General features: G+C 62.8%; 20 protein-coding genes. 10 read left to right on the top strand and 10 right to left on the bottom strand.

Features of this window, described 5'->3' with window-relative positions; all coding sequences use genetic code 11:
* Window positions 1-42 precede the first annotated feature (42 nt).
* The 3 genes from BGO64_RS13685 to BGO64_RS13695 are packed head-to-tail and all read right to left on the bottom strand — an operon-like array spanning window position 43 to window position 3,255.
* Window positions 43-897 (bottom strand): 23S rRNA (adenine(2030)-N(6))-methyltransferase RlmJ, encoded by an 855-nt coding sequence (locus BGO64_RS13685; protein WP_286700850.1) that lies wholly within the window; start codon window positions 895-897, stop codon window positions 43-45.
* Complete coding sequence (locus BGO64_RS13690) at window positions 891-1,352, bottom strand: DUF2390 domain-containing protein (protein WP_039040190.1); 462 nt, start codon at window positions 1,350-1,352, stop codon at window positions 891-893. The genes BGO64_RS13685 and BGO64_RS13690 overlap by 7 nt, the downstream gene beginning before the upstream one ends.
* Entirely contained in the window at window positions 1,345-3,255 is a 1,911-nt protein-coding gene (locus BGO64_RS13695) for an ABC transporter ATP-binding protein (protein ID WP_041212424.1), read from the bottom strand. The genes BGO64_RS13690 and BGO64_RS13695 overlap by 8 nt, the downstream gene beginning before the upstream one ends.
* Before the next feature lie 147 nt (window positions 3,256-3,402).
* On the opposite strand from BGO64_RS13695, the gene BGO64_RS13700 reads away from it, so the two are divergent.
* The 3 genes from BGO64_RS13700 to BGO64_RS13710 all read left to right on the top strand — a co-directional run bounded on the left by BGO64_RS13700 (window position 3,403) and on the right by BGO64_RS13710 (window position 6,523).
* Window positions 3,403-3,813, top strand: a complete 411-nt coding sequence (locus BGO64_RS13700; protein WP_041212425.1) for a CBS domain-containing protein — start codon at window positions 3,403-3,405, stop codon at window positions 3,811-3,813.
* Between the two features lie 329 nt (window positions 3,814-4,142).
* Window positions 4,143-5,243, top strand: a complete 1,101-nt coding sequence (locus tag BGO64_RS13705; RefSeq protein ID WP_043156284.1) for a porin — start codon at window positions 4,143-4,145, stop codon at window positions 5,241-5,243.
* 335 nt (window positions 5,244-5,578) lie between these two features.
* Complete coding sequence (locus BGO64_RS13710) at window positions 5,579-6,523, top strand: chemotaxis protein CheV (RefSeq protein WP_041212426.1); 945 nt, start codon at window positions 5,579-5,581, stop codon at window positions 6,521-6,523.
* Between the two features lie 87 nt (window positions 6,524-6,610).
* On the opposite strand, the gene BGO64_RS13715 is transcribed toward BGO64_RS13710, so the two are convergent.
* Entirely contained in the window at window positions 6,611-7,219 is a 609-nt protein-coding gene (locus tag BGO64_RS13715) for an arylesterase (RefSeq protein WP_039040186.1), read from the bottom strand.
* Window positions 7,220-7,276: 57 nt separating this feature from the next.
* On the opposite strand from BGO64_RS13715, the gene BGO64_RS13720 reads away from it, so the two are divergent.
* Both BGO64_RS13720 and BGO64_RS13725 read left to right on the top strand, forming a co-directional pair.
* Window positions 7,277-7,987 (top strand): ABC transporter ATP-binding protein, encoded by a 711-nt coding sequence (locus tag BGO64_RS13720; protein ID WP_042016058.1) that lies wholly within the window; start codon window positions 7,277-7,279, stop codon window positions 7,985-7,987.
* Entirely contained in the window at window positions 7,984-10,425 is a 2,442-nt protein-coding gene (locus BGO64_RS13725) for an ABC transporter permease (RefSeq protein ID WP_286700851.1), read from the top strand. Before BGO64_RS13720 ends, BGO64_RS13725 begins: the two co-directional genes overlap by 4 nt.
* A 42-nt stretch (window positions 10,426-10,467) precedes the next feature.
* Here BGO64_RS13725 and BGO64_RS13730 read toward each other — a convergent pair whose 3' ends face one another.
* Window positions 10,468-11,373 carry a TIGR01777 family oxidoreductase gene (locus tag BGO64_RS13730; RefSeq protein ID WP_286700852.1) on the bottom strand — a complete coding sequence of 302 codons (906 nt, stop codon included), beginning with the start codon at window positions 11,371-11,373 and terminating at the stop codon, window positions 10,468-10,470.
* Window positions 11,374-11,627: 254 nt separating this feature from the next.
* On the opposite strand from BGO64_RS13730, the gene BGO64_RS13735 reads away from it, so the two are divergent.
* The gene (locus BGO64_RS13735; protein ID WP_039040184.1) at window positions 11,628-13,169 is read left to right on the top strand and encodes an EAL domain-containing protein; all 1,542 of its coding nucleotides are present in this window, start codon (window positions 11,628-11,630) and stop codon (window positions 13,167-13,169) included.
* A gap of 64 nt (window positions 13,170-13,233) precedes the next feature.
* Here BGO64_RS13735 and BGO64_RS13740 read toward each other — a convergent pair whose 3' ends face one another.
* Together BGO64_RS13740 and BGO64_RS13745 are read right to left on the bottom strand one after the other, a co-directional pair.
* Window positions 13,234-14,415 carry an aminotransferase-like domain-containing protein gene (locus BGO64_RS13740; protein ID WP_286700853.1) on the bottom strand — a complete coding sequence of 394 codons (1,182 nt, stop codon included), beginning with the start codon at window positions 14,413-14,415 and terminating at the stop codon, window positions 13,234-13,236.
* A gap of 199 nt (window positions 14,416-14,614) precedes the next feature.
* A complete protein-coding gene (locus BGO64_RS13745; protein ID WP_286700854.1) occupies window positions 14,615-15,682 on the bottom strand; it encodes a M28 family metallopeptidase in 1,068 nt (355 codons plus the stop codon).
* A 260-nt stretch (window positions 15,683-15,942) separates the two neighbouring features.
* Between BGO64_RS13745 and trmB the strand changes: the two genes are divergently transcribed.
* The 4 genes from trmB (at window position 15,943) to BGO64_RS13765 (ending at window position 19,354) form a co-directional block, all read left to right on the top strand.
* Window positions 15,943-16,656, top strand: a complete 714-nt coding sequence (trmB, locus tag BGO64_RS13750) for a tRNA (guanosine(46)-N7)-methyltransferase TrmB (protein ID WP_010675501.1) — start codon at window positions 15,943-15,945, stop codon at window positions 16,654-16,656.
* A gap of 26 nt (window positions 16,657-16,682) precedes the next feature.
* Complete coding sequence (locus tag BGO64_RS13755) at window positions 16,683-17,015, top strand: YggL family protein (RefSeq protein WP_042879866.1); 333 nt, start codon at window positions 16,683-16,685, stop codon at window positions 17,013-17,015.
* 96 nt (window positions 17,016-17,111) lie between these two features.
* Window positions 17,112-18,032 (top strand): glutaminase B, encoded by a 921-nt coding sequence (glsB, locus tag BGO64_RS13760; protein WP_010675499.1) that lies wholly within the window; start codon window positions 17,112-17,114, stop codon window positions 18,030-18,032.
* Window positions 18,033-18,070: 38 nt separating this feature from the next.
* Complete coding sequence (locus BGO64_RS13765) at window positions 18,071-19,354, top strand: sulfurtransferase (protein ID WP_502686725.1); 1,284 nt, start codon at window positions 18,071-18,073, stop codon at window positions 19,352-19,354.
* Window positions 19,355-19,436: 82 nt separating this feature from the next.
* Here the strand turns inward: BGO64_RS13765 and BGO64_RS13770 are convergent, their stop codons facing one another.
* From BGO64_RS13770 to BGO64_RS13780, 3 genes are read right to left on the bottom strand one after another with little or no spacing between them, the layout of a single operon-like run.
* The gene (locus BGO64_RS13770) at window positions 19,437-21,524 is read right to left on the bottom strand and encodes a YjbH domain-containing protein (RefSeq protein ID WP_201925318.1); all 2,088 of its coding nucleotides are present in this window, start codon (window positions 21,522-21,524) and stop codon (window positions 19,437-19,439) included.
* The gene (locus BGO64_RS13775; protein ID WP_042014281.1) at window positions 21,524-22,273 is read right to left on the bottom strand and encodes a capsule biosynthesis GfcC family protein; all 750 of its coding nucleotides are present in this window, start codon (window positions 22,271-22,273) and stop codon (window positions 21,524-21,526) included. Before BGO64_RS13775 ends, BGO64_RS13770 begins: the two co-directional genes overlap by 1 nt.
* Complete coding sequence (locus BGO64_RS13780) at window positions 22,270-22,914, bottom strand: YjbF family lipoprotein (protein ID WP_286700856.1); 645 nt, start codon at window positions 22,912-22,914, stop codon at window positions 22,270-22,272. Before BGO64_RS13780 ends, BGO64_RS13775 begins: the two co-directional genes overlap by 4 nt.
* Window positions 22,915-22,934: the final 20 nt, after the last annotated feature.

The raw sequence follows: 22,934 nt of genomic DNA on the forward strand, positions 1-22,934 counted from the left end.
CTGCTGTGACAGGCCCTTTTTCATTTTCTGTGGTTCCGAGGATCAGGCCTCGGCCTTGCTCAGCCACTCCACCCTGTACTGGGCGCCGGTGCCCTGGGCCAGCTTGGCGCACAGGGGTTTCAAGAAGGCTTCGATCTGCTCGTCCAGCATCCAGGGGGGGCTGATGATCAGCATGCCTGAGCCGTTCATGCCCCAATCGGCAGTCTGGCCGGCCACTTCCAGCTCCGCTACCAGGACGTTGCCGAAGTTCTCGCGCTTGATCGCTTTGAGCATGTCGCGGGACTTGTCCGCCTCTTGCCCGAGGATGGGATACCAGAGGGCGTAGATGCCGGTGGCCCAGCGCTTTTGCGCTTTTTTAAGGGTATCGACCACGGCGAAGTAATCTTCCTTGAGCTCATAAGGCGGGTCGATGAGCACCAGGCCGCGGCGCGGGGTGGGGGGCAGCAGGGCTACCAGCCCCTCGAAGCCGTCGCGATGGTGGACGGCGACGCGGGGGTCGTACCCCATGTTGGCGCGAAGATCCTCCACCTCGTTGTTGTGCAGCTCCATCAGCGCCAGCTTGTCCTGATCGCGGATGAGGCGGCGGGAGAGCTCCGGCGAGCCGGGGTAGTAGTGCAGTTGGCCATCGCTGTTCATCTCCTCGATGGCACCCAGATAGGGGGCCATGGCAGACCACTGGGCCCGCTCATCCCACAGGCGTTTGATCCCGTCGGCATATTCCGCTTTCTTCTGGGACCAGTCGCCGCGCAGGTCGTAGAGACCGCCACCGGCATGGGTGTCCAGCACGATGAAGGGTTTCTCCTTCTTCTTGAGGGACTCGATGATCAGGGCCTGGACGGCGTGTTTGAGCACGTCGGCGTGGTTGCCGGCGTGAAAGGCGTGGCGGTAGCTCAGCATATGAGATCTCTGAGGGGGCCCTGCTGGGCACCCAGTAACGATAGATAGTGAAACAGGTTGCGGCTGTCGCCGCGAAACAGGGCGAGGGTGCGCAGGGTCTGCAGCAAGACCCCCTGTTGCAGCCGCTCCAGCTCCAGTTCGTGGGCCAGCATGGTCTGGTACTCCTCGGCCCCCACCCGTGACTTGGCCTGCTGGCGCAGGGTGCGCCAGGGGAGCAGCACCGCCTCGGTCTGTACCAGGGCCGGTTGCAAGTCCGTGAGGTCGACCGGGATCCGGAGCAGGTCGAGGTGGTGCAGCAGGAGTGCCAGGTTGACGTTGCCCCCCATGCTTTGCACGTGGAGCCAGTCCTGGCTGCGCTGGCCATAGGCACCTGTGCTCCATGTCCAGAACTCGGAAGGGGTGGGCAGGGCGTCGGGGCTGACCCGCTCGCTGGCCATCAAGGCTTCATCACGCAAAGAAGGCCTGCTCCATGGTTTCCAGCTCTTCAGAGAGGCTCATCCACTCCAGCTCGACGTGCTCCAGCTCCTCCTTGAGGGGGCCCTGGGACTTGAGCAGCTCGGAGAGCTTGCCCTTGGCGCTCTCTTCATAGATGGCGGGATCGGCCAGCTGCTCTTCCACCGCGGCCAGCTTGGCCTGCAGCTTCTCCATGCTGGTTTCGAGCTTCTCGAGCTTCTGGCGCAGCGGCCGGGTCGCTTGCCGGAACTGGGCTTCGAGGCGCTTCTGATCCTTGCGCGCCACCGCCGAGTTGGCGGAGACGGTGCCATCTGCCGGCTTGGCATTGGCCTCTTTCTCCTGCTCGCCGAGCCACTTGTGGTAGTCGTCGAGATCCCCGTCGAAGGGCTCGACCCGGCCGCCGTGGACCAGATAGAAGTCATCCGTGGTGGTGCGCAGCAGGTGACGGTCGTGAGAGACCACCACCATGGCGCCCTCGAACCCTTGCAGGGCCATGGTCAGGGCGTGGCGCATCTCCAGATCCAGGTGGTTGGTCGGTTCATCCAGGAGCAGCAGGTTGGGCTTTTGCCAGGTGATGAGGGCCAGCACCAGACGCGCTTTCTCACCGCCGGAGAAGGGGGCCACCTTGTCGAGTACCTTGTCGCCGTGAAAACCGAAGCTGCCGAGGTAGTTGCGAAGCTCCTGCTCGGTCTTGTCCGGGGCCAGGCGCACCAGGTGATCGAGGGGGCTGTCATCGAGGCGCAGGGTCTCGAGCTGATGCTGGGCGAAGTAGCCGATGCTCACCCCGGCGCTCACCTCCAGCTTGCCGGAGAGGGGCGGGTTGGAGCCCGACAGCATCTTGATGAAGGTGGACTTGCCCGCGCCGTTGCGACCGAGCAGGCCGATGCGCGACCCCGGCACCAGGTTGAGCTTGATCTTCTCCAGGATCACCTTGTCGCCGTAACCGGCGCTGAGGTTCTCCATGGCGATGAGCGGGGTCGGCAGAGCGGAGGGCTCGCGAAACTCGAAGCTGAACTCGGAGTCGGCGTGGGCGGGCAGGATCTTCTCCATCCGCTCCATGGCCTTCAAGCGGCTTTGGGCCTGACGGGCCTTGGAGGCCTTGTAGCGGAAGCGGTCCACATAGGATTGCATGTGGGCCATCTCCCGCTGCTGCTTCTCGTACATGGACTGCTGCTGGGCCAGGTGCTCGGCCCGTTGCAGTTCGAAGTCGGAGTAGCCGCCGCTGTATTCGTTGAGCTTGCCGTTCTCGATATGGATGATGCGATTCACCACGGAGTCGAGGAAGTCGCGGTCGTGAGAAATGAGCACCAGCGTGCCCTGATAGCCCTTGAGCCACTTCTCCAGCCAGATGACGGCGTCGAGATCCAGGTGGTTGGTCGGTTCATCCAGCAGCAGCAGATCGGAGCGGCAGAGCAGCGCCTGGGCCAGGTTCAGGCGCATGCGCCAGCCACCGGAGAAGCTTCTGACCGGCGAGTCGAGCTGATCGCCGCCAAAACCCAGACCGTGCAGCAGCTCGGCGGCGCGGGCGCGAATGCTGTAGGCACCTATGGTATCGAGCTTGCCGTGCAGCTCGGCCACCAGCAGACCGTTGTCATCCGCCTCGGCCTGGGCGAGCTCGGCCTCCAGGGCGCGGAACTCCTTGTCGCCGTCGATCACGTATTCCAGGGCGGAGCAGTCCAGCGCCGGGGTCTCCTGGGCCACGCCGGCAATCTGCCAGCCGGCGGGCAGACTGAAGCTGCCGTTGTCGATGGCCAGCTCGCCCCGCACCAGCGCAAAGAAGGTGGACTTGCCACAGCCGTTCTTGCCCACCAGGCCCACCTTGTGGCCGGGGTGTATGGTGGCGGACGCATTGTCCAGCAGCGTGCGGCCGCCGCGGATCAGTTCGATTTGACTGGCAACTATCATGGATGGGTCTGCTTGGCTCGATTGAAGGAGAGAAACTGGCGCGGATCTTACGTGAAATGACACAAATTTGCACTTGAGGGCGGGGGGGATGGCTGCCGCCGGAAAAACGTGTCATAACAGAGACATCTGGGGGGCAGGAGGCTGACCATGTTGATTAAAGAGATCATGACGACCCGGGTCGCGACCGTTTCCATGGATGACAGGCTGAGCGTCATCAAGGAGATCTTCGAGCAGGCCCATTTCCGCCACCTCCTGGTGGTGGAAGAAGAGAAGCTGGTGGGGGTCATCTCTGACCGGGATCTGCTGCGTGCCATCAGCCCCTATCTGGATACGGATGCCGAGATGAACCGGGACACCGAGACCCTCAACCGGCGCGCCCACCAGATCATGAGCCGTGAACCCATCACCGTCTCCCCCGAACGCTCCCTGAAAGAGGCCGCCGGCCTCATGCTGGAGCACCAGATCTCCTGTCTGCCTGTGCTGGAAAACGGCGCCCTGGTGGGCATAGTGAGCTGGAAGGACCTGCTGAGGGTCATGCGCGGCTGGCAGCCGGTCTGACGAGGCGGGGAACAGAGGCGGGGAGTCCGTGTCGCCCGGCAAGGCTCCCCTGCTTCTCGCTATGCTGAAGGATTAAACTGCATTAATCAGGCTTTTCAGATAACTTGTGTTGAAAATATGATTTTTTATGGTCATAAATTCTATCGGTGTCATTTCATGTGACACTATATGTCGCGGCGTTAGCTCGAATTGATGCTTTTATAATTAATCGTTCGCCGCTTCAGTTCCCATCAAGGTTTCCGGATCTACCTTAGGCCATCGGCACATCAACCGATCATCACGACCGAACTCTGGTCTGACAGAGAGTGCTTACACCTGAGGAAAGAACAATGAAAAAGACAGCATTGACGATGGCCATCTCCAGCCTGCTGCTGGCCGGTGGTGCACAGGCCGCCAACGTTTACGATCAGAATGGTACCAAACTGGACATCGGCGGCCGCGTCAACGGCATGTACTACGGCACCGATGACAACGCCACCGAAGGCGATGCCAGCTACCTGCGTCTGCACATCGCAGGTGAAACCAAGGTTGACGAGGATCTGACCGCGTTCGGCTTCGCCGAGTACAACCTGCCGGTCTCCGGTTCTGACAACGACGAGCTGCGTTACGCCTATGCGGGCATCAAGCACGATCGCTTCGGTGCCTTCAGCTACGGTCGCCAGGACGGTCTGTTCACCAAGGCGGTGAACAACTACACCGACGTGCTGCCGGAGTGGGGTGGTGATGGTCTGGGCAAGGACACCGAGGTGTTCGGCACCGGTCGCACCAACGGCCTGGCCCAGTACATGTACAACTGGCAGGGGCTGACCCTGGGTGCCCAGTTCACCGGCAACAACGACCCGCAGAACGCGAGCCGCAGCGAGCGCGTCGGCCCGAACAGCACCTGGAGCCCGAAAGGTTCTTCCGAGGGGTATGCCCTTTCTGCCAACTATGACTTCAACATGGGCCTGAGCCTGGGTGCCGCCTACAACCAGGCAGGCAAGACCGACGAGCAGGCCGAGAACGTGAGCTTCGGCGGCGACAGCGACGCCAAGCTGTTCGGGGTGGGCGCCAAGTACGCCGTCGGCAACCTCTACATGGCTGCCACCTACTCCCACGGTGAAGATCACCTCTTCGTGGACACCGGCTCCCTGCGCGGTTACGCCGAGAAGATGGATGGCTACGAAGCGGTCGTGCAGTACAACATCACGCCGAAGTTCAAGCCCTCCCTGGCCTACCTGCGTACCGACGTGAAGGACAGCGCTCACGGCATCGATGACACCGCGACCGAATACGTCTCCGTGGGTGCCTGGTACAACTTCACCGACAACTTCAATGCCTACGTGGACTACAAGATCAACCTGCTGGACGAAGTGGGTTCCACCGGCAAGAACAGCCTGAACAAGTCCACCGACGACATCGTCGCCGTGGCCCTGCAGTACAACTTCTAAGTCGTCCCGGACGCACTGCACATCCCAGGACCGGCCCATGTGGCCGGTCTTTTCGTTGCTGGCGGACCGCGCTGGATGACAAGAGCGGCACGCCGGGGTTCAGCAATGGCCCTGTGTGGTCGATACCCTTGTTGTCGGGGCCGGTGCGTGGCTGTGCTTGCCATGAGGCAGTGATGGGGCGATGATCACGCCCCGTGGTCAAGATCCTATCTTTCCTCGACGCTTTTCATTATTTCTATATAGGCTTGCGTTGTCCCGACAGGGAAAGCGGGGCTGGTTGGCATGTCGCAGCTCCGGTGCGGGGCAATTTCGGGAAATGGACGTAAGGGCGTTATATGGCGAGCATATTGGATTCAGTGGATCAACGTACCCAGCTTGTAGGGGAGAATCGCCTGGAACTGCTGATGTTCCGTTTGGGTGCCCAGCAACTGTTTGCGATCAACGTCTTCAAGGTGCGGGAAGTGGTCAAGCTGCCCCATCTGAACAAGATGCCGGGGTCCCACCACAACATCAGCGGCGTCGCCAACATTCGCGGCGTCTCCATCCCCGTCATCAACCTGCGCGGTGCCATCGGGATGCGTCCCATGGCCATCGATCAGGAGTCCAATCTCATCATCACCGAGTACAACCGCACCATTCAGGGGTTCCTGGTGGGGCAGGTGGCCCACATCGTCAACATGACCTGGAAGGACATACTGCCGCCGCCCCGTTCGGCGGGTCGTGCCAACTACCTCACCGCCATCACCCGCATCCCGGAAGGGGGCGTCGACCAGATCGTCGAGATCATCGACGTGGAGAAGGTGCTGGCGGAGATCATCACCTATGACGTGCGCATCTCGTCCGAGGTGCTGGACGAGGAGATCCTGCCCCAGATGCAGGGACGTCGGGTGCTCATCGTCGATGACTCCAGCACGGCCCGCAACCAGGTGCGCGAGACCCTCGCCCAGCTCGGGCTCGAGGTCATCGAGTGCCAGGACGGCCTGCAGGCCCTCAAGCTGCTCAAGGGGTGGTGCGATGCGGGCAAGAAGGTGACCGACGAGATCATGCTGATGATCACGGACGCCGAGATGCCGGAGATGGATGGTTATCGCCTGACTCACGAGGTGCGCAGCGATCCGCGCATGTCCGATCTCTTCATCACCCTCAATACCTCCTTGAGCGGCAACTTCAACGAGGCCATGGTCAAGAAGGTGGGGTGTGATCGCTTCATCTCCAAATTCCAGCCCGACTTGCTGGTGGACGTGGCACAGCAGCGGATGCGGCAGATCCTGGGCCGTTGAACCCGGCACGCCGAACCATGAAAAAGCCCCCGCCATGCGGGGGCTTTTTGCTGGGCAAGGGGAAGGGCCATGGGCCCGGCCACCGGGCTACTGAGTTAGCAGAGGCTCGACAAAGCGGGCGACCTTGTCGCGGATCCGGGGCTGGGCGGCAGCCGTCGGGTGCAGTCCATCGTTCATCATGAGTTCAGGGCGCAGCACAATATCATCCAGAAAGAAGGGCATCAGCGGCAGGTCGTTGGCCTTCGCAAGATCCGGGAAGATCTGCTCGAACTGTTGCAGATAGCGCGCCCCATAGTTGCGGGGCAGCAGGATCTGGGTCAGCACCGTCTTCGCCTGGTGCGCCCGGGTGAGCTCGATCATCTTGGTCAGGTTGGCCCGGGTGATGGCGGGAGCAAAACCCCGCAGCCCGTCGTTAGCGCCGAGTTCGATCAACACCCAGTCCGGTTTGTGGGTTTCGAGCAGGGCGGGCAGGCGGGCCAGGCCGCCCTGGGTCGTTTCACCGCTGATGCTGGCATTGATGAGGGTGTGTTCTCCCCCCTGCTGCTGCCACTTTTCATTGAGTAGGGCAGGCCAGCTCTGTTCGGCCTGCATCTGGTAGCCGGCACTCAGGCTGTCGCCCAGTACCAGCAGGGTCTGGGCCTGGACGGACGCTGCCCAGCAGCACAGGCAACTCACGGCAAACAAGAGACGCATCATGCAGTCAACTCCCACGTTCTATTGTCATTACAGGTTCAGGCAAACAGGATACCCAAGATGAGTTCAACGCCCATTATCGCCGTCAGGGGGCTCGGTAAAACCGTTCGCCTCGGTCAGGAAAGCCTCACCATCCTTGAAGGGATCGATCTGCAAGTCAATACCGGCGAGACGCTGGCGCTGGTCGGTGCGTCCGGTTCCGGCAAGTCCACTCTGCTCGGTTTGCTGGCCGGTCTCGATCTGCCGAGCAGCGGCGAGATAGAGATCCTCGGCCACTCCCTCACCCGGCTGGACGAGGAGGGACGCGCCAGGCTGCGGGCCGAGCAGGTGGGGTTCGTGTTCCAGTCGTTCCTGCTGCTGCCCACCCTGAGCGCCCTGGAAAACGTCATGTTGCCGGCCGAGCTGCGGGGGGAGACCGACAGCGAGCCCCGTGCCCGGGAGCTGCTGGCCCAGGTCGGTCTGGGAGAGCGGTTGCACCACCTGCCGCCGCGCCTCTCTGGCGGCGAGCAGCAGCGGGTCGCCATTGCCCGTGCCTTCATGACCCGCCCCAGCCTGCTGCTGGCGGACGAGCCTACCGGCAACCTCGACAGCAAGACAGGGGAGACGGTGATCGAACTGCTGTTTCGTCTCAACCGCGAGCACAACACCACCCTGGTGGTGGTGACCCATGACCATGAGCTGGCCCAGCGCTGCCAGCGGCAGCTGGTGATGTCAGCCGGGCGGCTGGAGGCACAGGCTGTCATGGCGGCCAGGGTGGGAGAGCTGTCATGAGTCAGTGGCGACTGGGATTGAAGCTGCTGCGCCGGGAAGGGTTCAGCGGCGAGCTGCGCTGGTTTGTGCTGGCGCTGGCGCTGAGCGTCGCCTGCGTGCTCAGCGTGGCTCTGGTGGCGGATCGGCTGGATGCGGGGCTCAAGGCCTCCGGGCGGGATTTCATCGGAGGGGACAGGGTGCTGCGCTCCGCGACGCCGGCACCGGCAGAGTGGCTGGCGCAGGCGCATCAGGAGGGGCTGGCCGTACAGACCACGGTCAGCTTCAACAGCATGCTGTTTCACGGCGATACCCTGCAACTGGCCTCCATCCGCGCCGTGCCCGGGGATTTTCCCTTCTACGGCAAGCTGGAGCTCACTCCCCAGCGCGCCCCGGCGCCCGGCGAGATCTGGCTCTCCGCCAGGGTGATGCAGCTGCTCGGCGCCAAGGTGGGGGAGGTACTCGAGGTCGGCAACACCCGGCTGACGGTGGCAGGGGAGCTGGGCCAGGAGCCGGATCAGGGGTTCAGCCCCTTCCAGATGGCGCCAAGGGCCTTGATCCACAGCGCCGATATCGAGGCGACCGGGGCCCTGCTGCCGGGCAGTCGCCAGCAGTGGCGCTATCTCGTCAAGGGGCCCCGTGACGCCATCGCCCGCTATGAGGCCTGGCTCAACCCCAGGCTGAGCGCCGGGCAGAAGCTCGTCAAACCCGACGATCAGGGTACCCAGGTGGGGAAATCCCTGGGCAATGCCGAGCGCTTCTTCCGTCTGGCATCCCTTGCCGGCGTGCTGCTCGGCGCCCTGGCCATGGGGATAGCGGTGCGCCATTTCGCCGAGCGCCAGACCAACATGGTGGCCCTGCTCAAGACCCTGGGGGCCTCGCGGCGCACCCTGTGGCAACTGATGGGCACCCTGCTGTTCTCCCTGACCCTGGTGGGGGCCCTGATGGGGCTGGTGGCGGGCAGCGCCATGCAGTGGCTGACCCTGAACCTGCTGGGGGATCTGCTGCCTGCGGATCTGCCGCCCCCCTCCTGGCGACCCTTCGCCCTGGGCCTCGCGGTCGCCTTCTTCATCACCCTGATGCTGGCGTTCGTCCCCTTCCTGAGGCTGCTCAAGGTACCGCCGCTGCGGGTGCTGCGCCGGGAGCTGGAGGCGGGGATCCCTCCCTGGCTGACGGTGCCCGTGGGGCTCATCGGGCTGTTTGCCCTGGTGTGGGGCTTTACCGCCGACATCAGGCTGGCCTGCGGGCTCATCGGCGGCATGGGGGTGTTGATGGCGCTGCTGGCCCTGCTCGCCTCCGTGCTGCTGCGTCTTGGCAGTCGGCTCAAGGGGCCCCATGCCCTGCGCCTGGCCATCAATCACCTCTCCCGTGAGCGGGGCAGTGGTCTGTTCCAGCTGGCGGGTTTCGCCCTGGCCCTGATGCTGTTCGGGCTGCTGTGGGCAGCGCGGGTCGATCTGCTGGAGGATTTTTCCACCCGGTTGCCTGCCGACGCCCCGAACCGCTTCCTGGTCAATGTGGCGGACAGCGAGCGGGAAGGGATCCTGGCCGATCTGCACCAGGCCGGGGCCATCACCTCGGACTTCTACCCCATGGTGCGCGGGCGCCTGACCCGTATCGCCGGTGAGGCGGTGGGGGAGGATGCGGCGCGGGAGGGGGTGGACAGGGAGCTCAACTTCACCACCACATCGGCCCTGCCCGCCGACAACAAGGTCACTGCCGGTCAATGGCTGGCCGGCAAGGGGGAGGTCTCCGTCGACGAGGCACTGGCGGGACGGCTCGGCATCGCACTCGGAGACGTGCTCGGCTTCACCATAGAGGGGCGGGCGTTCGAGGCCAGGGTGACCAGCCTGAGGTCCATCAAGTGGGACAACATGAGGCCGAACTTCTACATGATCTTCTCGCCGGACGTGCTGGCCCCCTTCTCCCAGACCTGGCTCGGCAGCTATCGTCTGCCGCCTGAGGGGCGAGGGGCAGAGGTGGAACTCATCCGCCGCCACCCCACGGTGAGCCTCATCGATGTGGAGGATCTGATAGGCCGCCTCACTTTGGTCTCCGATCAGGTGAGCCGCGCCCTGGGGTTGATGCTCGGGCTGGTGACGGTGGCCGCCCTGCTGGTGCTGCTGACCCAGACCCAGGCCGGCATGGCCCATCGGCGCCGGGAGCTGCTGCTGATGCGCACCTTGGGGGCGGGCAGCGCCCTGCTCGAGAAGATGCTGCGCTGGGAGCTGGTGGCGAGCGGTGCCCTGGCAGGGCTCTGCGCCGCCATGGTGGTGGAGCTCTGCTCCTTCGGTCTGCAGTGGTGGTGGGAGGGAGCGCAGTGGCAGTTCCACTTGGCCATCTGGGTTGCACTCCCCCTGCTTGGGGCCGTGCTGGTGACCCTGGCCGGACAGGGCATGCGCCGCCAACTGCTGGCGGGTACCCTGAGCGACCGGCTCAGGGGGTTGGGGCAGGGGCTGCTCTGATGGCTCGACACATCCCGACCTAGGTCGGGATGCGTCACTGGGTCAACGGGGTGAGTGCAGCAGATTGTCCAGAGCGCCGGGCAGGGCCGGGAAGCTGAAGTGAAAACCGGCCTGCTGCAAGCGGGCGGGCAGCACGTGCTGTCCGGTGAGCAGCAGATCCGCCGCCTCTCCCATCAGGAGTCGCAGGAGGGGGGCCGGTACGAAGAAGAGGTGCGGGCGATGGAGCGTGGCGGCCAGGGTCTCGCTGAACCGGCGATTGCTGACCGGTTCCGGGGCCGTGCCGTTGAAGATGCCGTCACACTCGCCGTGCTCGATGAGAAACAGCATGGCCCGCACCAGATCCTGCACGTGGATCCAGCTCATCATCTGGGTACCGCTGCTCATGGGGCCGCCGAGGCCGAGGCGGTAAGGGGGCAGCATCCTGGGCAAGGCGCCCCCCTCCATGCCGAGTACCAGGCCGATGCGCAGGATGCAGACCCGGGTCTGGGCCGAGCGGGCCTGCTGGGCAAGCTGCTCCCACTGCTGACAGAGACGGTGGGTGAATTCGTCGTTAGGGCTCTGGCAGGTTTCATCCAGAGGGGCGTCATCCTGGCGGCCATACCAGCCGATGGCGGAGGCATTGAGCAGCAATCTGGGGGGCGTGCTGGAGAGTTTGACGAGATCCACCAGCTGTTCGGTCAGCAGCCAGCGGCTGTTGCAGAGCAACTGCTTGCGGGACTCGCTCCAGCGTCCGGCGGCGATGGGTTCGCCGGCCAGGTTGATGACGATGTCCACGTCATTGAGGTGATCCAGCCTGTCCAGGCTGTCCAGCAGGGTGACATCGTGGCCGAGCAGCTCGTAGGCCCGGCTGCCCTGACGGGTCAGCACGACTACTTCGTGCGCCACCTTGAGGTGTGCCACCAGACGGCGGCCGATAAACCCCGTGCCCCCCGTGATCAGTATCTTCATGTCCTGCCTCCCTGCCTCCCTGACGCTCTAGGGTCTACTCTAGAGCCTGGGTGCCCGATGGACAAGCTCCTGTTTTTATGAGCATTATGATTTTTGTCTCCCAAGACGCCGCCCCCTTTGTCCAGGGGGTTGCCGGGCGTTGCGACCACGGGGGGGCGCCGTGGCGCGGCGGTATCAGGGGCTCATTCCGGCTTGCCAAACGGGCGCCAGCGGGTAAACTCGAGCGCTTTTTCGCCATGTTCATGAGGGCCGTTATGCCATTTCGACGTTTGAAGGTGCGTCAATTCTATGTCCGGCTGCTCTGTGCCTTGCTGGCCGGTCTGTTGCCCATGCTCCTTGGGCTCGTCATCGTCATCTGGCAGACCGCCACCGGCGTGAAACAGGATGCGGTGGCGCGCCTGGAACATGCCAGGGTCATGTTCGACCGCACTCTGGACAATGCCCAGTTGGCGGCGTCGGCCCTCACCGGCAGCCTGGGCAGGCCCTGTCTCGAGGTGGTGCAGGGGCTCAGGGATCAGGTGGCCACGGTGCCGGATGTGCGCAGCGTCAACCTGGCCAGGGGGGATCGGATCTACTGCTCTTCTCTCTATGGCCCGGTCGATGGCGGCATCAAACTGGATGACTATGTCGGGGGCAGGCTCGACCTGATGAAGGGCAACCCGGTCACCCCGAATCGCCCCCTCATCGCCTACCGGGAAGAGGTGGGCGAGTTCAGCGTGCTGGTGGGGGTCGACGGCTACTACCTGCTCAACATCCTGGACATGCTGAGCCGCAACTCCCCACTGGGGCTGGTGGTCGGCAACGAGATGCTGCTGCGAAACAGCGAACTCACCGACAAGCTGATCCCCAAGGATCGCAATGGCTATCTCGAACAGGTCTCGACCAGGTACCCGTTCAAGGTAGTGACCACGGTGTCGGTGGATGAGTACCGTGCCCACATCTGGGACTACTCCAAGGTGGGCGTCATTATTTATCCTTTGCTGAGCCTGCTGCTCGGGGTGGCGGTCTTCTGGCTGATGGGCCGTTCGACGTCGCCGGCCCAGGAGCTGAAACGGGCACTGTCCCAGCAGGAGTTCATCCCCTATCTGCAACCCGTGGTGAACGGGGAGGACGGCCAATGGAGCGGTTGCGAGGTGCTGATGCGCTGGCAACACCCCCGTCAGGGGATGATCTCGCCGGATCGCTTCATTCCCCTGGCAGAGGACAGTGGCCTCATCGTGCCCATGACCCGGCTGCTGATGGCGCAGGTGCGCGAACAGTTTGCGGGTAAGGCGCACCATCTGCCGCGAGGGTTCCACTTCGGCTTCAACATCAGCGCCAGCCACTGCAAGGATCTGAGCCTGGTGGAAGATTGCCGGGATTTCATCAACGCCTTCAAGGGGAATCCCATCAAGCTGGTGCTGGAGCTGACCGAGCGCGAGCTCATCGTGGCGGACGAGACGACGGACCGGCTCTTTGCCGAGCTGCATGCCCTCGGGGTCTTCATCGCCATCGACGATTTCGGCACCGGCCACTCCAGCCTGACCTACCTGCAGACCTTCCAGGTCGACTTCCTCAAGATCGATCAGAGCTTCGTCGGCATGATTGGGTCGGACGCGCTCTCCAGCCACATCGTGGAGAACGTCATCGATCTGGCGACCCGGCTCGGTCTGCAACTGGTGGCGGAAGGGGTGGAGAATCAGGTGCAGGCCGACTATCTGAAGGCCCGCGAGGTGACCTTCCTGCAGGGCTACCTGTTTGGCAGGCCCATGCCCATGAAGGAGTTTGTCAGCCAGCTGGCCGGGCAGGGGCGCTGAGAGGAAAGCGCGAGGCAAAAAAAAACCAGCGACCGGGTCGCTGGTTTTTTTATGGCCGGATGGCTCAGAGCATGCGGGCCAGGGCGCGGCACAGACGCTGAACACCCTCTTCCGTGGTCGCCTCATCCACACAGGAGAAGCTCAGGCGCAGGGTGTTCTGGATCTCGGGGCGCACATAGAAGGGGGCGCCGGGCACGAAGGCAACCTTCTCCTTGATGGCCTCGTCGAACAGGGCCATGGCACTGACGCTGGGCGGCAGGGTCAGCCAGAGGAACATGCCCCCCTCGGGCCGGGTGTAGCTGACGCCGGGCGGGCAGTGGCGCGTCAGGGCGGCTTCCATGGCGGCACGCTGGCGGCCATAGACCTCCTTGATCTTCTCCAGGTGAGCGTCGAGGGAGTTGTCGGTCAGGAAGCGGTGCAGCACTTGCTGGCTGAAGGCGTTGCTGTGCAGGTCGGTGGCCTGCTTGGCGATGGTGACCTTCTTGCGCAGCCAGTCCGGCACCACCATCCAGCCCAGGCGGAAGGCGGGCACCACCGTCTTGGAGAAGGACCCGAGCAGCACGGTGTTGTGGGGGGCCAGCTTGGCGATGGGAGGGAGGTGTTCTCCCTCGAAGCGCAGCTCGCCATAGGGGTCGTCTTCCACCATCAGCAGATCGTGGCGCACCAGGCGCTCCGCCAGGGCTTCCCGGTTGGCGCGGCTGTAGGAAACACCGCTCGGGTTCTGGAAGTTGGGCACGCCGTAGAGCAGCCTGGCGCTGGAGCCCTGCTCCAGCAGCGCATCCAGCGCGGCCAGATCCAGCCCCTCTTCCGCCAGGGTGATGGGCTTGAAATTCGGTTGATAGACGGAGAACGCCTGGATGGCGCCAAGGTAGCCCGGCTCTTCGATGATGAGATCCTGCCCCTCGTTCACCAGCACCTTGCCCAGCAGATCCAGCGCCTGCTGGGAGCCGCTGGTGATGAGGATGTTGTCAGGATTGACGGCCATGCCGTGGCGGCCCAGGTAGCGGTCGGCGATGAACTGGCGCAGCGGGGCAAAGCCCTCGGTGGTGGCGTATTGCAGCGCGGCGGCTCCCTGCTCGCGCAGCACGTCCTGGCACGCTTGCTCGATGGCCTTGACCGGGAACAGATGGGGGTTGGGCAGGCCGCCGGCGAAGGAGATGATCTCCGGATTGGCGGCAACTTTGAGGATTTCGCGGATAAAGGAAGGCTCGACCTTCTCGAAGCGCTGGGCAAAAAACGGCTGCATAGGGTTCTCTCTGACTAGGTGGCGGTCGCTCCATTCAACCGCCAGGTTATCCGTTTGTATCAGATTTCAGAAATGAGGCAATGGCTGTCACAAAAATCCATAAAAAAGGGCAGGTTTGGCACCTGCCCGAATTTTATCGTCCCGACCCCGGTCAGGGGCGCAAAAACCCCTGTCAGGGGGGCATCGGGCGGGATGGGGGTCAGAGCCCCGGCGCCTTGAGGAAGCGGATCATCAGGTCGGTGTTGGCCCCGAGCTGCTGCTCAATCCGGCCCGGGAAGAGCTCGGCCATCTTGTCGAGGCGATCATGCTCCGTGTGCCAGATCTTGCCCCACTGGGTCTCGCTGTCCCGGTCGCAGGCGCTCTTGGTGGTGTCGTCGTAGCAGTCCCACAGCGCCGGATTGGTGCTCTGGGAGTAGCCGTCATAGCCATCTTCCCCGTTGATGGTGAAGTTGGTGGCCTCCACGTAGGCGATGGGCACCCCCAGGCAGGCAAAGGGGGCATGATCGGACCAGCTGCCGGTCTCCCCTTCCGGGTAGCCGCTGTAGCTGGGGTGGATGGCGAACGGGGTGGCGGTCTGCTGGGAGATGGCCAGCAGGCGATCGCGCACCTTGGGATCGAAGCTGTAGCGGCTCGGGTCGGCGCAGTTGTACTCGGCCACGTCGGAGTGGGCCGAGTGGACATAGACGATGTCACCCCCGGCGATGGTGTCGTAGTTCACCATGGCCAGCAGCTTGGCGACGGCATCGGTGTCGAGACTGGCTGCATAGGCTCTGGAGCCGTTGAGGCCGTTTTCCTCGGCGCCGAAGAAGGCGAAGCGCACCGTGTAGGGCAGGGTCTCTCCCTTGAGTGCCTCGGCAACCGCCAGCAGGGCGGCGACGCCGGCCCCGTTGTCGGTGGCGCCTTCGGATCCTTTCTTCTCGCCGGTGCTGTCATAGTGGGCACCGATGAGGATCACCTTGTCGCTCTGACCCTTGAGCTCGGCGACGATGTTCTGGGAGGTTCGGTCTGTGCCGCCCCGGGTGTAGGTGAACGGCTGGTTCTGCACCTCGTAACCCCAACCGGCCAGGTGATCCTGGATCCAGGCGGCGGCGCGGGTTTCGGCCTCGGTGCCCGTGGGACGAGCGCCTATCCCTTCTGCGCCAGAGCTCAGTTGCACCAGAAATTCATGGGCCTGAGCTGCGGGGGCAGGGGGTTGGGAGTCGTTGTCAGAGGGGTTGCAACCGGCCAGCAGGGCAGGCAGAACGAGGGCCAACAGGGTTTTCTTCATACTGCAATCCTTTGTTGTATATGGTTTTATTTTTCCGCGTCAGGATGAACCTGACGTCCGGCAGATTCTGTGAAGGGGGTGGCATTTGTCAACCTTGCCGGTGGATGTGGGCAGTCCCGGGGGATTTGTTGTGGGAAACACTTGCGCCTTGTGCCTATCTTGGGATAATTCGCTCCCCTGTTTTTGCGAACTGATGCAATAACGAGCGATCCATTTATGTCGGCTCTGTTCCAGAGCGATGCAATAACGAGCAATTTACTATGTCTGTGACCCAAGATGTGTTTAACGAAGACGGCAAGTTCATGCGCAAGATCCGCAGCTTCGTCCGTCGCGAAGGCCGCCTGACCAAAGGGCAGGAGAAGGCCCTGGAAGAGCTCTGGCCGGTCATGGGCATCGATTTCGCACCAGAGCCGCTCGACATGGTGGCCCTGTTTGGCCGCGAGGCACCCGTGGTGCTGGAGATCGGTTTCGGCATGGGCGCCTCCCTGGTGGAGATGGCCAAGAACGCCCCCGAGAAGAACTTCATCGGCATCGAGGTGCACTCTCCGGGTGTGGGCGCCTGCCTTGGCACCGCCCAGGAGGCGGGCGTCACCAACCTGCGCGTCATCTGCCACGATGCGGTGGAAGTGCTGGAGCACATGATCCCGAACGGTTCTCTCTCCTGCCTGCAGCTCTTCTTCCCGGACCCCTGGCACAAGAGCCGCCACCACAAGCGCCGCATCGTGCAGCCTGCCTTTGCCCAGGATATCCGCCAGAAGCTTGCCATCGGTGGCGTCTTCCACATGGCCACCGACTGGGAGAACTACGCCGAGCACATGCTCGAGGTGATGAGTGCCGCCGAGGGGTACGAGAACACCTCCGCCACCGGCAACTGGGTGCCCCGTCCCGACTGGCGCCCCCTGACCAAATTCGAGCAGCGTGGCCATCGTCTGGGCCACGGTGTCTGGGATCTGATTTTCAAACGAGTCAACTGAGTCAACGTATCAACTAAGGAGCTATCATGGCCAACCGTAGCCGCCGTCTGCGCAAGAAACTGCGCGTCGATGAATTCCAGGAAATGGGGTTCGACATCAGTTTCAACTTCCCGGTCGGCACCGCCGAAGAGACCATTGATGCCGTGGTCGATGCGCTGATCGACGAGGTGATTGAGCCTCGCAAGCTGGCCTTCGCCGGCTCGGGTCACCTGGCCTGGGAAGGGATGATCTGCACCCAGCAGCTCGGCAAGTGCTCCGACGAAGACCGTTCCGCCGTTCAGACCTGGCTGCAAGGCAAAGGGCTGGAGGCCGTGGTGGTCACCGAGCTGTTCGATCTCTGGTACGGCGAGCCGGCCTGATATCTGACTGCCTCCCGGGCAGATAGAAAATCCCGCCGCCGGCGGGATTTTTGTCGGTGGGCTGGCCCCGCCTCGTTTCACGTCATGGAAAAGCCAATGGTGTTGTCATCCGAATTACTGGCCGGCATCCTGGAAGAGGTGCGTCCGCTGCTCGGGCAGGGGAAGGTGGCCGATTACATTCCCGCCCTGGCCCAGGTGCCTGCCGATCGGCTGGGGATCGCGGTCTGTACCGTTGAAGGGGAATTGTTCACCGCAGGTGACGCTTTCGAGCCCTTCTCCATCCAGAGTATCTCCAAGGCCCTGAGCCTCACGCTGGCCTTGACCCTCTATCAGGAGGAGGAGATCTGGGCCAGGGTGGGCAAGGAGCCCTCCGGCCAGCCGTTCAACTCCCTCGTCCAGCTGGAGTTCGAGCAGGGCATTCCCCGCAACCCCTTCATCAACGCCGGTGCCCTGGTGGTGAGCGATCTGCTGGAAACCCGGCTCACCGCTCCCCGCCAACGCACTCTGGAGCTGGTGCGCCGCCTGTGCGGCAACCCGGCCATCATGGCGGATCAGGTGGTGGCGCGCTCCGAGTACCAGCACTCCGCCCGCAATGCCGCCATCGCCTATCTGATGAAGGCCTATGGCAACTTCGAGAACGAGGTGGACAAGGTATTGCAGAGCTACTTCAATGCCTGCGCCATCCGCATGAGCTGCGTCGATCTGGCACGAGCCTTCGTCTATCTGGCCAACCGGGGCGTGCCCCTTGGCGAGAGCACGCCCCTGCTGCCGGCCCGGACCACCAAGCAGGTCAATGCCCTGCTCGCCACCTGCGGCCTCTATGACGAGGCGGGCGACTTCGCCTACCGGGTCGGCATGCCGGGGAAATCCGGGGTGGGGGGCGGCATCATGGCGCTGATCCCGGGAGAGCTTTCCATCTGCGTCTGGTCACCCGAGCTCAACAAGGCGGGCAACTCCCTGGCCGGGACGGCGGCGCTGGAGCTGCTGGCCGAGCGCCTGGGCCGCTCCATTTTTTAACTCTCTTCACTATGCATCGAGACGACATCATGAAACGAATGACTGGACTGTGGCGAAGCTGCCTGACCGCCTTGCTGCTCTGGTGTGCCTTGCCCGCGCTGGCCGCCGAGCTGCCCCCGCTCTCCCTGGCGGATGCCAAGGGCAAGGAGGCGGTGATCCTGGATACCCGCCCGAGCTATTTCTATCAGGGCTGGCCCATGGACGGGGAGAAGCAGGGGGGCCATGTAGCCGGTGCCGAGCTGCTCTCCGCAGAGTGGAAATACAGTGACGAGGAGTGGCCTGCGGCGCTTGCGAGCAAGGGGCTGAAGGCCGACAAACCCGTCGCCCTCTATGGCACCCCTCGCGAGGTGGCCGAGGTGGCCCGTCTGCTGCGCCTGCAGGGCATCAAGCAGCTGTTCGAGCTGCAGGGATGGAAAGAGGCGCCCCGGGAGCATCTGGCACGCTGGCAGCAGCTGGTCCATCCGCTCTGGCTGGCAGACTTGCAGGCAGGCAAACCGGTCATCGCCGCCCCCAAGGGGGAGTGGAAGGTGTTCGAGGTGGACTGGGGATCCCCCAAGGCCTATCTGCTGAGCCACATTCCGGGAGCCGGCTACATCGACACCAACCGGCTGGAAGGGGAGCCGCTGTGGAACAAGGTCTCTGACGAGGCGCTCAAGGCGCTGCTGCTGGAGAACGGCATCCGTCATGACACCACCGTCATCCTCTATGGCCGCAACACCATGGCGGCGGCCCGTGCGGCCCATCTGATGATGTATGCGGGGGTCGAGGATGTGCGGCTGCTGGATGGCGGGCTGGAGGCCTGGTTCGTGCAGCATCTGCGCACCGAGACCGGGCTGGCCAACAAGTTCACCCCGGCCAAGGAGTTTGGCGTGGCCATCCCGGCCCATCCCGAGTACTACACCACCCTTGACCAGGCCAAGGCCCTGCTCAAGCAGCCGGACGGCGCCCTGGTCAGCGTGCGCACCTGGGACGAGTTCGTGGGCAATACCTCGGGCTACAGCTACATCAAGCCCAAGGGGGACATTCCCGGGGCCAGATGGGGTCATGGCGGGGTGGATGCCAACAGCATGAGCGACTTCCACAACCCGGACGGCACCATGAAGCCCCCCCGCGAGATCCTCGCCATGTGGGATGAGTGGAATATCGAGCCGACCCAGCAGGCCGCTTTCTACTGCGGCACCGGCTGGCGCGCCTCCGAGGCGTTCTTCTACGCCTGGTTGATGGACTGGAAGCGGATCAGCGTCTACGACGGCGGATGGTTCGAGTGGAGCATGGATCCGGCCAACCCCACCGTCACCGGCGAGCGCAAGCCGGGCAACTGAGACGGCAAAGCCGAGCAGCGGAAATAAAAAAGCACCTTCATGGAAGGTGCTTTTTTTGTCTGCAAGGCATGGTGAACCGGAATCAGAAGGAGGCCACGCTGGTCTGGTCGTAGAGGCCGTACTTCCTCGACAGCATCTGGCCGCCGTCCCGGGTCAGGGGGACCCAGCTGATGTTGGCGCTGTCGATGGTGGACTTGAACATCATCAGGTCGAACGGGATGGTGATGTAGAGGCCCTTGGTGAAGCTCCCTTCGCCGTACTCTTCTGCCGACACATTGGTGAAGGTGGCGAAGAAACCGGCGCTGATCCCCGAATCAAAGGTCTTGGCAAAGTTGAACGTGGCGCCATAGTCCCCCGCGAGGTAGCGACCCACCGAGATCTGGGCGGTCACCTTGTCCAGAAACGCCGGTTGCCAGTAGGTGGTGACATGGCCGGTGGCGATCTGGTAATCGGCGAGCTGGAGGGTGTTCTCCCAGTCCCGCTGCCTGACCAGGTTGAGATCGGCGCCGATGGCCCAGTTGCGGTTGAAGGGGCGATACAGGGCCTCCCCGCCAACACCGGCATACATCATCTCCAGATAACCGCCATAGGCCTGGCCGTACCAGCCATCGGCAAACTTGTCCATGTGGGTGAGCTGCAGGTTGTTGAGCAGCACATTCGATGACGTCACGTACTCCCGCACCCAGGTTCGGACCCGGGGCAGGGCCTCTCCATCGGGCGGCGGCTCGGTGTAATTGAACTTGTCGTAGTTGTTGACGAGGTTGACGAAGACGGTGCTGCTCACCCAGTCGTGCTCGGTCATGTGCCAGTCGGTGTTGGCATTCAACCCGAGCTGGTACATGTAGAAACTCTCGGCTCCCCCGATGGACTGGCTCAGCTTGGGCACTATCTTGAAATCCCATGAGCGGGGTTCGGCTCCATGGCGCAGTGTGCCTTCGACGGGGGCCGGTGGCTGATGGCTGACCTCGATCTCCTGTGTCTGGCCGAGGGGGAGATCGCTGTTGGCACGACGCACGGAGTCGAGATCGACTCGGCTCTCCTGCAGGGGCATCCCCTGCTTCTGCTCGATGATGCGCAGCTCTTTCACCGTGGAAGGCAGGGCATTGACGGCCAGCAGGGTGGCTCGCTGCTCGCTCTGGGCCTGATCCCTGTATCGGGTCTGCTCTGCCTCCAGCGTCAGGGTCTCCTTGTCACTGTAGAGTGAGGCCTGTTGCCAGCCCCCATTGCTGGCCAGCTGGGAAGAGAGCGTCGACCAGTCGACCTGCTCCAGGGAGTCGACCTGGCTGGCCTGATAGGCCGGAACGGGGGGATCCATGACCTTGGGCAGCGACAGGGAGGGGTCGTTGAAGTTGGTATGCCATGTCAGCCCCCACATCAGGGTATTGCCGCGCTGATAGCTGAGGTGCATGTCGAACACATCGTAAGGCTGGTAGACGATGCCCACATTGATGGGAGTGCTCTGAACGATGGCCCCCGCCGACTCGTGACTGTAGTCGTTGCCCTCGTATTCGAGCTTGAGTCTGAGGGGCTGCCAGGGGGTCTGGTACTCTATCCCTCCATAGAGGGCCGCCGGGCCATGGAACAGGCTGCCGAATTCAAACTTGCCGCCGCTGCCCGAGAAGCCGTCATCACGCTGACACCAGCCTTCACGGACTTCACAGAAGGGGTTCTTGATGTTGCCGCTCTGACCCATGTTTCCCCACGCCATTCCCAGGGTGAAATCAAGGTTCTTGTAGCGTTTGCTGGCGACGATGTATTCGCTGTCAAAGAGCCCGGTCCCCATCACATCGCGCAGGCCCACAGAGACCTGCGGGCGCCAGGTGGATTCGGTCCAGAGTCGGGCTTTGACATCCAGCCCCTTGTCCTTGTAGGTCTGGTCGCCACTGAAATTCTCGTCATTGCTGTAGAGCCGGGTGCGAATGTCGGTGTATCTCAGGGTGGCTTCCAGCCAGGAGAATGGCTGCATGGAGATGGACCAGCGCCGGTATTCCTGGTCATCCATGTAGTTGAATGAAAACTCGCCTTCCGGTGCCATGCGTGCCGTCGGCATCTGGAGCAGGCCCACGCCACCAAAATCACTCTGGGTGGGGAGGAGAGGCGAGAAGCTGTCCGTGTTGGCAAACGCGAAGGGGGAGGCAAGCAGCGAGAGAGTGGCGATTCTGGTCAGCATTACTCGGGTATCCGATTAGCAATCATGTCGGCAATACGGAGATTGATGTTCTTGAACTGGGCAGGCAACAGCGCCGGATCGAAACCGGCAAACAGGGTTGCACCCGGCATGGGCTCGATATGGTATTCGTTCCACACCGCGACGGGGGACAACTGGACGCGGCCATCCGGCTGGATGAGATAGACCTCACCAGGGTTGGCGCCGGGTAGCAGACTGTGGCCCTGCCAATATTCAGCCAGCCCCTTGGCGGGTTCATGGGGCATGGACCTGCGACTGTTGATCAATCCCAGCAGGTAGAGGCTGGATGGTCTGCGAGAGAGATAGAGAGAATAGTCGCCAGACAGACGAGGGTTGTTTGCAGGCTCCACTCTGCTGAGATCCGGATCCAGCTTGATGTCAATCCGGCCGGCCACATCGAGCTGATCCAGCTCGCGCAGCAGTTGCTGGGTGGCCTGAACCAGGCCGCCCTGATGCGCTCTCATCCAGAGAACCTGGAGGGCTTTCAGATCGCTGAGCAGCTGTTCTTTGGCTTGCTGTGCAGACTCATCTTGGGCGGGGGAGGAGATGATGGCGGCAGGCCAGTAGACGTCGCCGGGCAAGCCGGGCGCATTCAACAGTTGTTCCAGACGCTGGCTATCGGAGAGGGAAATGGTGGTCTTGCTGGCATGGCCGACCATCACCCGGGTGATGCTGTCGGCATGAAGCCAGGGGGCATAGCCAATCAGAAGCGAGAGTATGATTTTTTTCATGGTGCATAGGGCTTGGTGAAGACCATCTCGATGGTGCTGTTGTCAGGGCCGATGTGCTGAATGGTTTTTCTGACCAAGCCCGTCTTTTTGTCCAGCCAGTAATAATTCCGCCACGTCAGGTCATCCTTCACCGACTGGACCGTCTCTTCGTAGAGGGAGGTCGTCAGCACGGCGCCATTGATATCCAGATTTTCATCAGCCAGCTGTTTGAAGGTGGTGTGGAGGTTTCTTCCGCTGTGGCGAAGTTGCGCCCATTCAGCCAGATAACTGAATTGGGCATCGCCTGGAATGACGGCCTGACTCAAGGGATCCGCCATGGTGGCGGCGAAATAGCGAAGATCATTATCCAGCTTGAGCGTCTTGGTAATTCGACCATGCTCGGTCACTATCAAGCCTCTGTCGCTGCTGACCCAGGAGAGGCGATCCCCCTCGGCAAAGGCGAGCACGAGCAATACAGGTGGTCTGTCATCAACGGTGAGCAATGCACTGGCATAGGGCAGCTTTTCGATGGCTTCCGGGGAAATGGTTATCTCATCATCCGCAGTGAAGATATATTTGAGCTGTTGATAGCTATCAACGTTGCTGTCTGCACAGCCAAACAACAACATTGATAGCAATAAAAGAATGCGCTTGATTAGCATGAAAGCATCACTGAATAAAT

It is taken from the genome of Aeromonas sp. 62-46 (assembly GCF_001898585.1).
GTDB lineage: Bacteria > Pseudomonadota > Gammaproteobacteria > Enterobacterales > Aeromonadaceae > Aeromonas > Aeromonas caviae.

Excerpts from the sequence above, each read along its gene's own strand:
- BGO64_RS13685 (WP_286700850.1), bottom strand. The coding sequence starts at position 897 with ATGCTGAGCTACCGCCACGCCTTTCACGCCGGCAACCACGCCGACGTG.
- BGO64_RS13695 (WP_041212424.1), bottom strand. The coding sequence starts at position 3,255 with ATGATAGTTGCCAGTCAAATCGAACTGATCCGCGGCGGCCGCACGCTG.
- BGO64_RS13700 (WP_041212425.1), top strand. The coding sequence starts at position 3,403 with ATGTTGATTAAAGAGATCATGACGACCCGGGTCGCGACCGTTTCCATG.
- BGO64_RS13705 (WP_043156284.1), top strand. The coding sequence starts at position 4,143 with ATGAAAAAGACAGCATTGACGATGGCCATCTCCAGCCTGCTGCTGGCC.
- BGO64_RS13710 (WP_041212426.1), top strand. The coding sequence starts at position 5,579 with ATGGCGAGCATATTGGATTCAGTGGATCAACGTACCCAGCTTGTAGGG.
- BGO64_RS13715 (WP_039040186.1), bottom strand. The coding sequence starts at position 7,219 with ATGATGCGTCTCTTGTTTGCCGTGAGTTGCCTGTGCTGCTGGGCAGCG.
- BGO64_RS13720 (WP_042016058.1), top strand. The coding sequence starts at position 7,277 with ATGAGTTCAACGCCCATTATCGCCGTCAGGGGGCTCGGTAAAACCGTT.
- BGO64_RS13725 (WP_286700851.1), top strand. The coding sequence starts at position 7,984 with ATGAGTCAGTGGCGACTGGGATTGAAGCTGCTGCGCCGGGAAGGGTTC.
- BGO64_RS13730 (WP_286700852.1), bottom strand. The coding sequence starts at position 11,373 with ATGAAGATACTGATCACGGGGGGCACGGGGTTTATCGGCCGCCGTCTG.
- BGO64_RS13735 (WP_039040184.1), top strand. The coding sequence starts at position 11,628 with ATGCCATTTCGACGTTTGAAGGTGCGTCAATTCTATGTCCGGCTGCTC.
- BGO64_RS13740 (WP_286700853.1), bottom strand. The coding sequence starts at position 14,415 with ATGCAGCCGTTTTTTGCCCAGCGCTTCGAGAAGGTCGAGCCTTCCTTT.
- BGO64_RS13745 (WP_286700854.1), bottom strand. The coding sequence starts at position 15,682 with ATGAAGAAAACCCTGTTGGCCCTCGTTCTGCCTGCCCTGCTGGCCGGT.
- trmB (WP_010675501.1), top strand. The coding sequence starts at position 15,943 with ATGTCTGTGACCCAAGATGTGTTTAACGAAGACGGCAAGTTCATGCGC.
- BGO64_RS13755 (WP_042879866.1), top strand. The coding sequence starts at position 16,683 with ATGGCCAACCGTAGCCGCCGTCTGCGCAAGAAACTGCGCGTCGATGAA.
- glsB (WP_010675499.1), top strand. The coding sequence starts at position 17,112 with ATGGTGTTGTCATCCGAATTACTGGCCGGCATCCTGGAAGAGGTGCGT.
- BGO64_RS13765 (WP_502686725.1), top strand. The coding sequence starts at position 18,071 with ATGACTGGACTGTGGCGAAGCTGCCTGACCGCCTTGCTGCTCTGGTGT.
- BGO64_RS13770 (WP_201925318.1), bottom strand. The coding sequence starts at position 21,524 with ATGCTGACCAGAATCGCCACTCTCTCGCTGCTTGCCTCCCCCTTCGCG.
- BGO64_RS13775 (WP_042014281.1), bottom strand. The coding sequence starts at position 22,273 with ATGAAAAAAATCATACTCTCGCTTCTGATTGGCTATGCCCCCTGGCTT.
- BGO64_RS13780 (WP_286700856.1), bottom strand. The coding sequence starts at position 22,914 with ATGCTAATCAAGCGCATTCTTTTATTGCTATCAATGTTGTTGTTTGGC.